Annotated in this window: 12 protein-coding genes; 9 read left to right on the plus strand and 3 right to left on the minus strand. The window is 67.7% G+C overall.

Annotated elements, in window-relative coordinates:
• The first annotated feature begins 11 nt into the window (after positions 1 to 11).
• A complete protein-coding gene (locus FOZ76_RS16310; protein ID WP_170235490.1) occupies positions 12 to 1,067 on the plus strand; it encodes an alpha/beta fold hydrolase in 1,056 nt (351 codons plus the stop codon).
• Between the two features lie 57 nt (positions 1,068 to 1,124).
• On the opposite strand, the gene FOZ76_RS27545 is transcribed toward FOZ76_RS16310, so the two are convergent.
• On the minus strand, positions 1,125 to 1,805 hold the full coding sequence (locus tag FOZ76_RS27545) for a Crp/Fnr family transcriptional regulator (RefSeq protein WP_170235491.1): 681 nt from the start codon (positions 1,803 to 1,805) through the stop codon (positions 1,125 to 1,127).
• Positions 1,806 to 2,153: 348 nt separating this feature from the next.
• On the opposite strand from FOZ76_RS27545, the gene FOZ76_RS16320 reads away from it, so the two are divergent.
• The 8 genes from FOZ76_RS16320 (at position 2,154) to FOZ76_RS16355 (ending at position 9,863) form a co-directional block, all read left to right on the plus strand.
• Positions 2,154 to 3,518: an LLM class flavin-dependent oxidoreductase gene (locus FOZ76_RS16320; protein ID WP_143949317.1), complete on the plus strand. Its 1,365-nt coding sequence runs from the start codon at positions 2,154 to 2,156 to the stop codon at positions 3,516 to 3,518.
• Positions 3,515 to 4,381, plus strand: coding sequence for an amidohydrolase family protein (locus FOZ76_RS16325; RefSeq protein WP_143949318.1), 867 nt, complete (start codon positions 3,515 to 3,517; stop codon positions 4,379 to 4,381). Before FOZ76_RS16320 ends, FOZ76_RS16325 begins: the two co-directional genes overlap by 4 nt.
• Before the next feature lie 10 nt (positions 4,382 to 4,391).
• A complete protein-coding gene (locus tag FOZ76_RS16330; RefSeq protein WP_143949319.1) occupies positions 4,392 to 5,390 on the plus strand; it encodes a hydroxyacid dehydrogenase in 999 nt (332 codons plus the stop codon).
• A 9-nt stretch (positions 5,391 to 5,399) separates the two neighbouring features.
• Complete coding sequence (locus FOZ76_RS16335; protein WP_143949320.1) at positions 5,400 to 6,095, plus strand: RraA family protein; 696 nt, start codon at positions 5,400 to 5,402, stop codon at positions 6,093 to 6,095.
• 45 nt (positions 6,096 to 6,140) lie between these two features.
• Positions 6,141 to 6,674 carry a nuclear transport factor 2 family protein gene (locus FOZ76_RS16340; RefSeq protein WP_143949321.1) on the plus strand — a complete coding sequence of 178 codons (534 nt, stop codon included), beginning with the start codon at positions 6,141 to 6,143 and terminating at the stop codon, positions 6,672 to 6,674.
• A gap of 147 nt (positions 6,675 to 6,821) precedes the next feature.
• A complete protein-coding gene (locus tag FOZ76_RS16345; protein ID WP_143949322.1) occupies positions 6,822 to 7,793 on the plus strand; it encodes a Bug family tripartite tricarboxylate transporter substrate binding protein in 972 nt (323 codons plus the stop codon).
• A gap of 36 nt (positions 7,794 to 7,829) precedes the next feature.
• Positions 7,830 to 8,810 (plus strand): flavin reductase, encoded by a 981-nt coding sequence (locus FOZ76_RS16350; protein WP_143949323.1) that lies wholly within the window; start codon positions 7,830 to 7,832, stop codon positions 8,808 to 8,810.
• A gap of 33 nt (positions 8,811 to 8,843) precedes the next feature.
• Entirely contained in the window at positions 8,844 to 9,863 is a 1,020-nt protein-coding gene (locus tag FOZ76_RS16355; protein WP_143949324.1) for a zinc-dependent alcohol dehydrogenase family protein, read from the plus strand.
• Positions 9,864 to 9,906: 43 nt separating this feature from the next.
• Here FOZ76_RS16355 and FOZ76_RS16360 read toward each other — a convergent pair whose 3' ends face one another.
• Together FOZ76_RS16360 and FOZ76_RS16365 are read right to left on the minus strand one after the other, a co-directional pair.
• Positions 9,907 to 11,508, minus strand: coding sequence for a dynamin family protein (locus FOZ76_RS16360; protein ID WP_143949325.1), 1,602 nt, complete (start codon positions 11,506 to 11,508; stop codon positions 9,907 to 9,909).
• A 31-nt stretch (positions 11,509 to 11,539) separates the two neighbouring features.
• Positions 11,540 to 12,802: a GTPase gene (locus FOZ76_RS16365; RefSeq protein ID WP_425473292.1), complete on the minus strand. Its 1,263-nt coding sequence runs from the start codon at positions 12,800 to 12,802 to the stop codon at positions 11,540 to 11,542.
• Between the last annotated feature and the right edge of the window lie 43 nt (positions 12,803 to 12,845).

Consider the following 12,845-nt stretch of genomic DNA (forward strand, 5'->3'; position numbering starts at 1 on the left):
GAGACGCTCGGATGCCCGGCCCCGCCATCGAAGAGGCACACTACGAGATCCCCGGCTTTCGCTTCGAGTCCGGGGAGCAACTGCCCTCGCTGCGCATCGCGTACACCCGCTACGGCACCCTGAACGCCGCGCGCGACAACCTGCTGCTGGTCATGCCCGGCACGGGCAATGTCCGGCACAGCGCGGCCGGGCACGTCGGCCCCGGGCTGGCCTACGATCCGTCGCGATACTGCGTCGTGCTCACCGACGGTATCGGCGGTGGCGACTCGTCCCGGCCGTCCGAAGGCCTGCGCGAACGCTTTCCCCGCTACACCGTGCGCGACATGGCGCGGGCGCATCACCTGCTGGCCCGCGACGGCCTCGGACTGGGCGCGACGCCCGTGGCCGTCGTCGCCGGCGCGTCGATGGGCGCGTTCCAGGCCCTGGAGTACGCCGTCCACTACCCGGAGCACGCGGCGCAGGCGGTGCTGCTCGTGCCGGCGTGCCGTGCAGGCACGCTGTTTCGCAACGTCGTGCGCCAGTTGATCGACACGGTGCGCCTGGACCCGGCCTGGCAGGACGGCGCCTACCGCCAACCGCCCCTGGCGGGGCTGCGGGCCGCCGGCCGACACTACTTCCCCTGGACCGTGAGCGACGATTATCTCGACTCGCTCACGGAGGCGCAGGCCGCAGCGGCCTGCGCCGGCACGGGCGAATGGTTCGCCCAGTGGGATGCATGGGACCTGCTGCGCCGCTACGAAGCCTCGGCGGCGCACGATGTCGGCCAACCCTTCGGCGGCGAGACCGCCCGCGCGCTGGCAGGCGTGCGCGCCCGCACCCTGGTGCTCGCCTGCGAACAGGACCGGCTGCTGGGAATGAGCCAGGCGCAATGCCTGGCGCGCGGCATCCCCCGCGCCGAACTCGCCGTGTTTGCCTCACCCAAGGGCCATCTTGCGTGGCGGCCGGACCCGGGCTCGCCGCAGACCGCGGCGATCGCCCGAATCGTGCGGCAATTCCTGGGGCTGTCCGTCGACACCGTCCCGCAAACGATGTACGCCGGGCCGGCTGCGCCGATCGGCGAGGGATGACCACGGGCCAAGGCGCAGGCCTCGCCCTACCAGGGCCTGGCTGGTTCCCGACACACCTTAGGGCTTGATGATGCGGCGCGAAAGGCCCGCGCGATCGATGACCTCGATCGCGCGGTAGCTCAGGACCAGCAGCCCCTCCGCCTCGAACTGCCTCAGGATCGTGTTCACGCGCTGGCGCGAGGCATCGACCATCACCGCGAGTTCGGACTGCGAGATCCTTGCCAACAGGCGGCCGTCCTCGTCCGCCTGCACTGCCTTGATGATGCGCCATGCCAGCCGGCTCGGCAGCGGTTCGAAGGCCACGCTGTTGACGCGCCCGATGAGCCGGCGTACGTCACGGCTGAGCAGCAGCAACAGTGCGCGGTCGAAAGCCGCATCCGATCTGCGAAAGGCGTTGAACTCCTCTTCGGACAGGACGTCGAGCACGAGGTTCGTCTGTGCCTGGGCCATCTGAGCGCGGGGTTCGCCATCGATCAGCGTGCTGAAACCGAACCAGTCTCCGGCCTGGTAGATGTTGTGAACGAACTCCTGCCCGTCCTCGCTGAGGTAGTACATCCGCACCGCACCCGACACCACCCGATAGACCTCCCGGCCCGACACACCCTGCGCATACACCACGCCCCCAGCCGGATAGCGCCTGCGCCGCGTCGCGTCCTCCACCGCCGTGCGCAGCACCGGAGGCAGCATGGCCGAGAAATCCACCCGACTGTCGAACGCCTTGACGGCGAGTTCATCCATAGACAGATCTCCGTATCGTTTTTTCGTCTGCGGACCGCGCCAATTGTCAAACGCTGGACAATGTTGGATGCGTAGTCTTCCTATGCTACATCCTCGACGCACCGCCGCTGGCGATGCGCATTGAGGAGATCGCCATGTACCAAAATTCCCCGGCTCCCGCCACCGGGCTGCGGCAATCCGCTCCCACCCCGCCTCGCCTTCGGTACCCGGGCGAGCGCCGACGCTAACGCTCGCACCTCTGCCTGGCGCCGGCACGGCGCACAGGTCCAGCCATCCCTTCAGTTGCTTCTTCTGTTCTCCCGTCAGGGATGGACAGCAGGCCAACGCAACCCGCGAAAACGTACAACGATGAAACGCATTCATCTCAATGGCTTCAAGATCGCCGGCGTGGGCCACACGGCGATCGGCCTCTGGCGCCATCCCGACAACCAGGCATGGCGATACAAGACGCTGGAGTACTGGATCGAAACGGCCAAGACGCTGGAAGCCGGCAAGTTCGACAGTCTGTTCATGGCCGACTTCTCCGGTATCGCAGATGTATACGGCGGCAACGCAGACGCAGCGTTCCGTGAGGCCATCCATCTGCCGCTGAACGATCCGATGCTCGCGATCTCGGCAATGGCGGCGGCCACTTCGCACCTGGGTTTCGGCCTGACGGTTGCGACGACCTACGAGCAGCCCTACAGCTTCGCGCGCAGGATGACTACGCTGGACCACCTCACGAACGGCCGCATCGGCTGGAACATCGTGACCTCCGCCGTCGGCAGCGCGGCGCGCAATCTCGGCTACGACCACCAGGTGCCCCACGACGAGCGCTACGCCATGGCCGACGAGTTCATGGACGTCGTCTACAAGCTTTGGGAAGGCAGTTGGCAAGATGACGCAGTGGTGATGGACCGGGAACGCAACGTATTCATCGAACCGCGCAAGGTGCATGCGCTACAGCACGAGGGCAAGTACTACCGGGTGCTCGACGCGTTCATGTGCGAGCCGTCACCGCAGCGTACGCCGGCACTGTTCCAGGCCGGAGCCTCCGACAAGGGCAAAGCCTTCGCCGCGCGCCATGCGGAGGCGGTATTCCTCGTGAACCCGAACGTCCCGGGCCTGCGCCGGACAGTGGACGAGATACGCCAGCTCACGGCCCAGGCAGGCCGGGACCCTCGCGCCGTGAAGATCATGGCGGGCATCTCGGTAATCGTCGCACCTACCGATAAGGAAGCACAAGAGAAGGCGGCGGACCAGATGCGATTCATCAGCCTGACGGGCACGCTCGCACGTCAGGCCTCGCTGATGCAGCTCGACTTCTCGAAGATGGACCTGGACCGCCCGCTGGAATACATCGAGACCGACGGCATCCGCTCCGCGATGGAGCGTTTCACACGCAACGATCCGGAACGCACGTGGACGCCCCGGCAGGTGGCGGAGACGATGTCGCGATCAGCCGGCGGCATCACGATCATCGGCTCGCCCGCCACCGTCGCGGACCAGATGGAAGAACTGCTCGAGCGTGCGGATCTGGACGGCTTCAACATCAACGACCACATGCCGCTGCGGACCCTGCCGGATTTCGTGGAACTGGTCGTGCCGGAACTGCAGCAGCGCGGCAGAGTCTGGCGTGCCTACGAAGGCAGCACCCTGCGCGAAAGCATTACCGGGCAGCCGGGCCCACGGCTCGACGCCCGCCACTACGGCGCGGGCTTTCGCAAGCCATGAACCTGCCGACCTGCCCCCCTGCTGCGCCCACGCAGCCGCCGTCCTGGCCGTGCGCCGGCGATGGCTGGGACGCCCATGCACACGTGTTCGGGCCGGTGTCCGCCTTTCCCTACGGTTCGGCCCGGCGCTACACGCCTCCCGAACAGACAGTGGAGGACTATCTGGCCAACCTCGACAGGCTCGGACTGCGTCATGGCGTTCTGGTCCAGCCCAGCGTCTACGGCGACGACAACGCCGCGCTGGTGGACGCGCTGCAACGCGCCGACGGCCGGCTGCTGGGGGTCGTCCAGATGAACGCCCTCGCAGTGGACGACCGGCAGATGGCGCAATGGCACGACGCCGGCGTACGCGGCGTGCGTTTGTGGTGGGACGGCCCCGGACGAGCCGGCGAGCTGGCCGGCATGGCCGCGCGGCTGCGCGGCACGGGTTGGCACCTGGATGTCTATGCATCGGACGCCGCAGCGCTCGCCAGCTTCCTGCCGCATGTCGAACGGCTGACACTGCCGGTCATGGTGGAAGCCATGGGCTCGCCGCGCGCGGAAGACACGCACTCCCCGGAAAGCTTCCAGACGCTTCTGGCGATGCTGCGCGAGGGCAGCCTGTGGGCGAAGCTCTCGCATCCCTACAAGATCGATCCCGGCGGCCTGCCCTACCCACGCGCAAGGCCCTGGGCGCAAGCCCTCGCCAGGGCGGCCCCCAGCCAACTGGTCTGGGGCTCGGACTGGCCACATCCCATGATCGCCGGCCCGATGCCTCACGACGGCGCGCTGCTCGACCTGCTGCCCGAGTGGGCCGGTGGCGTCGAAGTGGCCCGCCGGATATTGCAGGATAACCCTGCCCGGTTCTACCTGGGTGAAATATGAGAGAAAAAGCATGGCTCGACCCATTGTTGTTGTTTCCTCCCCCATGCACGAGGTGGGGATCGAATTGCTGCGGCAGACCTGCGAAGTGCGCGAGGTCCACTACGGCGTCGCGACCGACCCGCAGATGCTGGACGCGCTGCGCGATGCCGACGCGGTCATCACGCGCTCGCTGGTCGTGACCCCGGAAATACTGGCACAGTGCCCGCGCCTGCGCATCGTGGCCAAGCACGGCGCGGGCGTGGATACCATCGACGTGGCCGCAGCAACGGAACTGGGCATCGTGGTGGCCAACAGCGGCGACGCCAACGCGCTGGGCGTTGCCGAGCATGCCGTCGTCCTGATGCTGGCCACGCTGCGGCACGTGCCCGACATTCACGAGATCGTGAAGACCGGCGGGGGTTTCGCCGAACGCGAAAGGAGGGTATTCGGCGATCTGTGGGAATCCACGGTGGGCCTCGTCGGCTTCGGCAATATCGGGCGCGCCACGGGCCGGATGTGTCAGGGCGGCTTTCGATCGACGCTCATCGCCTTCGACCCCACCGTGGACGCCGCCACCATGGCGGCAGCGGGCGCGCAGAAGATGCCCGATCTCGATACGCTGCTCCAGCGCGCCGACATCGTGTCGCTGCACCTGCCGCTCACGGACGGCACGCGGCACCTGATCGGTGCGCGCGAGCTCGATCTCATGCAACGCGACGCCATCATCGTCAACACCTCGCGCGGCGGAATCATTGACGAAGCGGCGCTGTGCGATGCCCTGCGCACCGGACGCATCGCCGGCGCGGGCATCGACGTCTTCGAGCAGGAACCGCCACCGCGCGACAACCCGCTGTTCGCGCTGAAGAACGTAGTGCTCTCGCCCCACATCGGCGGCGCCACCCTGGCCGCGCGGCGGCGCTCGTCCCTGCGTTCGGCGCAGGCGGCCCTGGCCGTACTGGACAACCGCTGGCCCGACTATCCCATCAATCGCGACGCGGTGCGCGGACATACGCGCGCTCGGCTCGCCTGAGGACATTCCATGCACGACGACACCCTGTCTCCCGACCTGCTCGAGCGCTACCGGCGCATCCCCGTAGCCGTCCTCAGCGACGTGATGGCCAAGGCGGGCTGCCCCGACCAGTTGCTGAGCCATGAACTGCGCAGCTTCGACGGCTCCGGTTCCTTTGCGGGGCCTGCCTTCTGCGTGCGCGGCCAGAGCACGGGCGGCAACGAACACCCGCCGGACATCCGCTTCGAGATGTACCGACGCATCCACCGCGGCGCGGTCATGGTCGTGGCCACAGGCGGCTATCGCACCACAGCCATCCTCGGCGAGAACATGACCGTAGCGCTCAAGCAGCGCGGCTGCCAGGCCATCGTGCTCGACGGCCCCTACCGCGACCGCAGCAGCATCGCTGCGCTCGGCGTCCCGGTACGCGCCCGCTTCGTCACGCCGACGGCCAGCGGCGGGCGCTACGCCATCGTCGCCTGCGACGAAGCCGTGCAGATGCCGGGCCAGTCGCAACCAGCCGTCACGGTGCATCCGGGCGATCTGGTCGTGGGCGACGAAGAGGGCGTCATCGTGATCCCGCGCCGAGGTGTACACAGCATCGCCGAGGACGCCGAACGCGTCATCGCGGCGGAGGAACGCACAAGAGAACGCATGCAGGCCGGCGAGGACGCCGAGCAGGCATACAAGGCCAACGACCGCTTCGGCCACGTCCGCAAGATCTGAAAACGATCACTCTCCCACCGCAGGGACATCCAGCAAAGGACCCCCATGAAGACACTGGAACAGAAGCTGCAGGAACTGGTGGACAAGCAGGAGATCTACGAACTGCTCTGCCGCTATTGCCGCGGCTGCGACCGCCTGGATAAGGAGCTGATCCTGTCCTGCTTCCATCCTGGAGCCATCGATATCCACTTGGGCCGCAAATGCGGTTTGCACCGCGGCACCATCGAGGAGTACCTGGAGAAGGAGTTCGAGGGCTGGAAGCGGTTCGCCGGCTCGCAGCACCACATCATGAACCACCTGTGCGATGTCGCCGGAGACGTCGCAGTGGCGGAGACCTACCAGTTCTCCTTCTACTGGGCCCATCCGGGCGACGATCCATCCGTCAATTTCCTGAACTCCAACCGCTACATCGACCGCTTCGAACGGCGAGCCGACGGCGTCTGGCGCATCGCCCGGCGGGAGTTCTATCGCAACTTCACGCGCCGCGAAACGCGGCCGTTCGTGTTCCCCAGCGCCCAGAACGAGTGGCCGCAAGGCTCCCAGGACCGCAACGATCCCTGCTACCGCACACCGCTCTGAGCGTCTCGTCCTGAGCCCACTTGCGGGATGCAAGCGCGCGGTGCTGCTGCGGGCCCAGCGGGGGTTCCCGGCACGGCCGCGTGAACATCCGCCTACCTGCATGCTGCTGTTTGAACCCATCAAAGCAAGAGACCAGGAGACATCTCCATGATCAGCCGACGTGCTTTCACCCTGCTCACCGCCGCCACTGCGCTGGTGCCAGCGCTGGCCCGGGCCCAGGCCTATCCCACTCACCCGATCAACTTCGTGGTTCCCTTCCCGGCGGGCAACGTCACGGACGTACTGGCACGCCGCATTGCGCACGGCTTGTCAACCCGGCTCGGGCAGACCATCACCGTGGACAACCGCGCCGGTGCCGCAGGCATCATCGGTACACGGTTCGTCGCAGCAGCCAAGCCCGACGGCTACACGATGCTCTACGGTTCGTCCGGCCCGATCGCGTCGCATCCTTCCATGTACAAGGATCTGCCCTATGCACCGCTGGAGTCCTTCGCCCCGGTCAACGGATTGACCTCCAGCCCCCTGGTCCTCGTGACCGCTGCATCCCAGCCCTACACGAGCGTCCACGAACTCGTCGAACACCTGAAGAACCACCCAGGCGAGGTCACCTTCGGTTCCCCGGGCAACGGCACGGGCGCGCACCTGGCAGCCGAGCTGTTCCAGGTGAACACCGGCACCCGTATGACACACGTGCCCTACAAGGATTCGGCGGGCCTTTATTCCGACCTGTTCGCCGGCCGCATCGATGTGCTGTTCGATTTCATTGCTGTGATGCGTCCCAATCTGGACGCCGGCAAGGTACGCGCACTGGCCGTCACACGGGAACAACGCGCCTCCAGCCTGCCATCGGTTCCGACGCTGAAGGAAAGCGGTTACGACGTGGTTTTCAACACGTGGTCGTCGCTGCTGATGCCGGCGGGAACTCCCGCCGACATCGTGCAGAAGATGTCCGACGCCGTGCGCGATACCATGGCTTCTGCGGAGATCGTCAAATACCTGGAAGAGAACGACAGCATATCCAACGCCGAGCTCGGGCCGCAGGAGTTGCGGGCATTCATCGTTTCCGAAATTGAAATGTACCAGCATCTCGTGAAGAAGGCGGGCATCAGCGCGAATTGATGCGGGCTTTTACACACCTCTCGCGTAAGGAACAAAATGCACACACCACCTGTCATGGAGCCGCTTGAAAGCGGAGATCCGCTGCTAGACCAGCGCGCCTTGCGCCGCTGCCTCGGCCAGTTTCCCACCGGCGTCACCGTGATGACCACCCGGCACGGCGAGCGGCCTGTGGGAGTGACAGCCAACTCGTTCGCTTCGGTTTCGATGAGCCCGCCCCTGGTGCTCTGGTCGATCGGGCTGGACTCGCGCAGCTACGCCGCCTTCGCGTCCGCACCGCAGTTCAACATCAACATCCTCTCGACGGACCAGATCGATCTGTCACAGCGGTTTGCAGGACGGGACGAAGACAAATTCGCTGGAGTACCCTGGCATCCTGGCAAACTGGGCGAGCCCGTGCTGCCCGCGGTACTCGCCTGCCTGGAATGCACGGTGGAGGCCAGACACCGGGGTGGCGATCACATGATCCTCATCGGCCGCGTGCGCCACTATGCGCGCAACGCGGGCCATCCGCTGCTGTATGCGCAAGGACGCTATGCCATGGCGGAGGATCACCCGCAACTGGTCACCTCGGCCGCACAGGGGGCGGCCCCGTCGGGGCCGTCGGCGGCAGGGCAGCAGACCGTACGCCTGACCACGGCGCTTTCGCTGGTGGGCATACAGCTTTCGAGCGCTTTCGACGAGCTGCGTACCCGCGAAGGCCTGGACCTGCCGCAGGGCCGGGTGCTGTCCACCCTGCGCGGTAGCGAACCTCTGAGTTCCGACGAGATCGCCGAGCAGGCCTATGTCGCACGGCAGGCCACCGATGATGCGCTTGCCAGCCTGCAGGAGCGACACTACGTCGTTCGCAGGGATGGCGGCTACATGCTCACGGATGACGGGCGCGCCTTGCTCAAGACCATGACGGAGCGCTTCGGCAGCCTCGAAGGCTCCTTGTTGGAGGGTCTTGCCCAACCCAAGCTCGCCGCGGCGCGCGAGTTGCTGCAGGCACTGCTGAGCCGGCTGCGTCCCGCGCAGTGAACGACACGCTGGCCCATACCAAGGAAGAAATCCATGCGCGCCTATCGATTCGACACGCTGGGAAGCCTGGCGGGGCTGGCCGTGCACCACGAAGACACACCGCAGCCCCAGCGCGGCGAGGTGCTCGTCCGGGTGCGCGCGGTAGCACTGAACTATCGCGACCTCGCCATCGGCATCGGCGAATACATCCATCCCACCGAGCCTGGCCTGATACCGTGCAGCGATGCTGCCGGAGAGGTCATGGCCGTTGGCGAGGGCGTCGACGCCTTTGCTCCGGGGGACGCCGTCATCGGGTGCTTCCACCCTCGCTGGTTCGGGGGACGGCCCCCCTTCGCCATGAGAGGCGGCAGCGAATCCTACGGCAGTACGACCGACGGCTGGCTCTGCGAATACAAGGTGGTGTCGCAGGAAGCCGTAACGGCCATGCCGCCACACCTGTCCTTCGAGGAAGCTGCCACCTTGCCCTGTGCAGGGACGACCGCCTGGAGCGCATTGGCCGGTACAGCGCCCATCCGCGCGGGCGACACCGTCCTCACACTGGGCACGGGCGGAGTGTCCGTGTTCGCCGTGCAGATCGCACTGACCCTCGGCGCCACGGTGGTCGCCACCACGTCGAACAGCATCAAGGCCGAACAATTGCGTGCGCTCGGCGCGCACCACGTCATCGACTACACGCGCGACAGGAAATGGGGCCTCACCGCCAAGGCCTTCGCCAACGGCTACGGTGTGGACAGGGTCGTGGAGGTGGGCGGTCCGGCAACCCTGGAACAGTCGCTGCACGCCGTGCGGTGGGGCGGGGAAGTCGTCCTCATCGGCTTCCTGAGCCGGGAGCGTCCCAGCATCGATTACTTCCATCTCAAAGGAAGCGGCGCGGCCATTCGCTCCATCAGCGTGGGCGACCGCGTGGCTCTCGAGGAACTCGTGCGCACAGTGACAGCGCGCGGCTTGCGGCCCGTCATCGACCGCTGCTTCGACTTCGAACAGGCCCCCGACGCGTTTCGCCATCTCCAGGGGCAACAACACATCGGAAAGATCGTGGTACGCGTTGCCTGACCGATACCGCTCGGTTCCGGTGCAGAGTTGTTCATCACTCCGCTCAGCCGTCCTGCGTGCGCAGTCGGGCCTTCGCCTCGTCCAGCGCTTGCCCCGCGTCCCGCAGCACCCGGCCCAGCGCCGCCACGCCGTCAGCCAGCCGCAGCAGCGACGCCTCGGCCTGCGCGGCGGCATGGTCGGCCAGGCGGTTCGCCCACCGCTGCACTTCGTCCTGCAGGGCGGCATGCAGGCGTTCGTGGCTCACGCCGACCAGCAATGGCTCCCCCTGCGGCAAGGACGGGCCGACGTCCGGGTCATCGCCGTCCAGTGTGATCCGTTCGTAACCCACACCCTCGGCCAGGGACAGGCAGACCCGCGGCAGGCCGGCGTCCAAGCGATATTCGGCCCCCAGGACCGTCTCGACGGCGTGGGCCGCGACCGCGGTCAGCCGGCGCGCGGCGGCGGTGCACACGGCGCGCGCGTCGGCGCTGTCGGCATGGTCCTGCAGCAGGCCCGGCAGCGCCGGCACGACGCCACGCCAGATCGCGGCGGCGATGCGCGAGGCGGCGGGTTCGAGCCGCGCGCGTGCGGCCTGCAGCGTTGCATCCAGGTGCTGCAGGCGCGGGGCGATCTCGGCCTGCAGCGCACCGAACACGTGCTCTTCGAGGTGGTGCAGCCGCATCTCGGCAGCCTTGCGCCGCCGATAGTCCACGGCCGGCCCGACGATGGCGTTCAGGGCCTCGTAGAGCCCGGCGAAGCCGGCGTCGGCCAGGGCGGCCGGGCTCTGGCCGTGCTCGCGCGCCATGTGGGCAGACACTGACACGGGTGGGCGCAGCAGACCCTGGTCCACGCCCATCGCGCGCAGCTTGGCCTGCGCGCGCACCTGCACGTCGGCCTGCTGCAACGCGCGGTTGTCGGTCGTCTTGTTGCGCAGGATCTTGACGATGTCGCCGTCGAGCTCGTCCTCCTCGAACACGTCGCTGCGCGTGATGACCGGCAGCAGCGGTTTGCCGCGCTGCAGTTCACGGGCGAGTTCATCGAGTTCCTGCACCTGCCCGGGCGAGGTGGAACTGGTGAGCCACAGCACGCCGTCGGCGCTGTCGGTGAAGCGTCGCGTCAAGGCGGCGTTCTCGCCGGTGACCGAGTGCAGGCCGGGCGTGTCGAGCAGCACCAGCCGCTCGGCCAGATACACGCCCTGCAATCGGGCGGTGGCCTCGGTTGCGCCTTCGACGAAGCGCTCCGGCGTCTGGACGATGCGGCCGTCCTCGATGTGGAAGTAGCGCGCCTGGCTGCCGTGGCTGGCGAAGCGCTCGGCGAGCAGGTTGCAGAACGCGCTCTTGCCGGCGTTGAACTTGCCGAAGACGAGCAGGACGATACGCGCGTCGAAACGCTCGGCCAATGCCTGGGCCCGGCCGAGGTCGGCTTCCCGTTCCGCCCAGCCGCCCACGACGGCGTTCATGCGCGCGTCCAGCGCCCGTGCCTCGCGGGCGATCTCGCCGTCCTCGCGCAGGCCGGGCCAGACGGGCGCATGGCCCGCCAGATCCCGCCGCAAGCCGCCCAGCCAGTCGTCCAGCCGGCGCAGCACATGCCCGACATCGTTCGATGCCAGCGCCAGCGCATCGGCCATCGCGACGAAGCGCGCTTCCTGTTCCAGCCGTGCGCTCATGGCCCGCGTCCCGCGTACCGGTTCGAGCGCATCATGCCGGCGCTCCCAGCGTGCGCAAGGCCGCGAGCGCCCGTCGCGCGCCCGCGACCTCGGTCTGGGCTTCGGCGATGCGCCGGGCCAGGGCCGCGCGGTCGTCCGACTGTTCGTAGTACTGCGTGAACTCGCGCAGCAGACGCTCGCGTCCCGCGGGCTCGCAGAAGATCCTGCGCAGGTGCTCGCGATGCTTCACCGACACGCCCATCACCGCCACCATCACCGTGTTCAGGCTGCGCGCCGGCGTGTGTCGATCCGCCGGCAGGCCGATGACGCCATGGCCCGCGAGAAACGCATCGATCTCGATGCAGGCCCGCGAATAGGCGATCTGGTTGCGCGAACGCTCCACTTTGCCGGCGGTGATCCGGTAGGCATCGCCGGCGCCGTCGGGAACCAGGGCCTGGCCCTCGCTGGGCGTCTCGAGGTAGGCCCGCATGTCGCCGCCCACCTTGTCGAGCACGGCGTTCAGGCCGGCGTCGAAGGCTAGCCGCTGCGTGGCCTGCTCTCGGCGCAGCGCGCCCAGGCGCTCCTCGCCCTCGGCCCGCCGCTGCGCAAGCTCAGCGCCGATCTCGCCGCGCAGCAGTGCCGCCTCGTGCGTGCGCGCCTGGGGCACGCGCGCGAGCACCGTCTGCAGCGACGCCCTGAGCGCGGGCAATCCGCTGTGCTCGACCAGCAGGGCCTTGCCGCCCTTCACGCCCTGGCGGTGCCGGGTGGAGGATACGGCGTGCAGCGGCATGTGCGGTGCCTGGGCGCCGATGGCGCTGGCCACCTGTTCGGCACTGGCCGCGTCGGCAAGCTGATCGACCTGGGACAGCACCAGCAGAGTCTGGCGGTGGGTTCTCTCGCCGTCGGCTCCGAGCGTGTCGAGCAGGCTGCGCTCGGCGGCGTCGAGTTCGCCCTCCTTCGCCGCGTGCACGAACAGCCGGACGTCCGATTCCAGCCAGGCGGCCTGCAGCGCGTGGCGGTCGTCCTCGCTGTCGACGTCGGCATCCAGGCCGGGCGCGTCGAGCCAGCGCACACCATCCACGACCTGCTCGGCCAGTACCGTCGTTTCGCGCCGGTCGGACACCGCGAAGGCATCGCTGCCGAGCAGTTCGTTGAGCAGGCGGCTCTTGCCGTGGTTGTACTTGCCGACGACGGTGACGGTCGGCGGCTGCGCGGCCCGGGTCAGGAGACGCAAGCGCGCCAAGTCGTCGACGCGCCCAGGCAGCACGGCCAGGATGTCGTGCTCGGCCGGGCTTCGGGCATCGTAGGCAGACAATGTCATCTCCTCATGCGGTTGTCCCGGACTCAGCCAGGTTCAC

It is taken from the genome of Verticiella sediminum, from assembly GCF_007558815.1.
GTDB classification, from domain to species: Bacteria; Pseudomonadota; Gammaproteobacteria; order Burkholderiales; family Burkholderiaceae_B; genus Verticiella; species Verticiella sediminum.

What these genes read in the sequence shown, in the direction of transcription:
- FOZ76_RS16310 (WP_170235490.1), top strand. Translation starts at nt 12, where the DNA reads ATGCCCGGCCCCGCCATCGAAGAGGCACACTACGAGATCCCCGGCTTT.
- FOZ76_RS27545 (WP_170235491.1), bottom strand. Translation starts at nt 1,805, where the DNA reads ATGGATGAACTCGCCGTCAAGGCGTTCGACAGTCGGGTGGATTTCTCG.
- FOZ76_RS16320 (WP_143949317.1), top strand. Translation starts at nt 2,154, where the DNA reads ATGAAACGCATTCATCTCAATGGCTTCAAGATCGCCGGCGTGGGCCAC.
- FOZ76_RS16325 (WP_143949318.1), top strand. Translation starts at nt 3,515, where the DNA reads ATGAACCTGCCGACCTGCCCCCCTGCTGCGCCCACGCAGCCGCCGTCC.
- FOZ76_RS16330 (WP_143949319.1), top strand. Translation starts at nt 4,392, where the DNA reads ATGGCTCGACCCATTGTTGTTGTTTCCTCCCCCATGCACGAGGTGGGG.
- FOZ76_RS16335 (WP_143949320.1), top strand. Translation starts at nt 5,400, where the DNA reads ATGCACGACGACACCCTGTCTCCCGACCTGCTCGAGCGCTACCGGCGC.
- FOZ76_RS16340 (WP_143949321.1), top strand. Translation starts at nt 6,141, where the DNA reads ATGAAGACACTGGAACAGAAGCTGCAGGAACTGGTGGACAAGCAGGAG.
- FOZ76_RS16345 (WP_143949322.1), top strand. Translation starts at nt 6,822, where the DNA reads ATGATCAGCCGACGTGCTTTCACCCTGCTCACCGCCGCCACTGCGCTG.
- FOZ76_RS16350 (WP_143949323.1), top strand. Translation starts at nt 7,830, where the DNA reads ATGCACACACCACCTGTCATGGAGCCGCTTGAAAGCGGAGATCCGCTG.
- FOZ76_RS16355 (WP_143949324.1), top strand. Translation starts at nt 8,844, where the DNA reads ATGCGCGCCTATCGATTCGACACGCTGGGAAGCCTGGCGGGGCTGGCC.
- FOZ76_RS16360 (WP_143949325.1), bottom strand. Translation starts at nt 11,508, where the DNA reads ATGAGCGCACGGCTGGAACAGGAAGCGCGCTTCGTCGCGATGGCCGAT.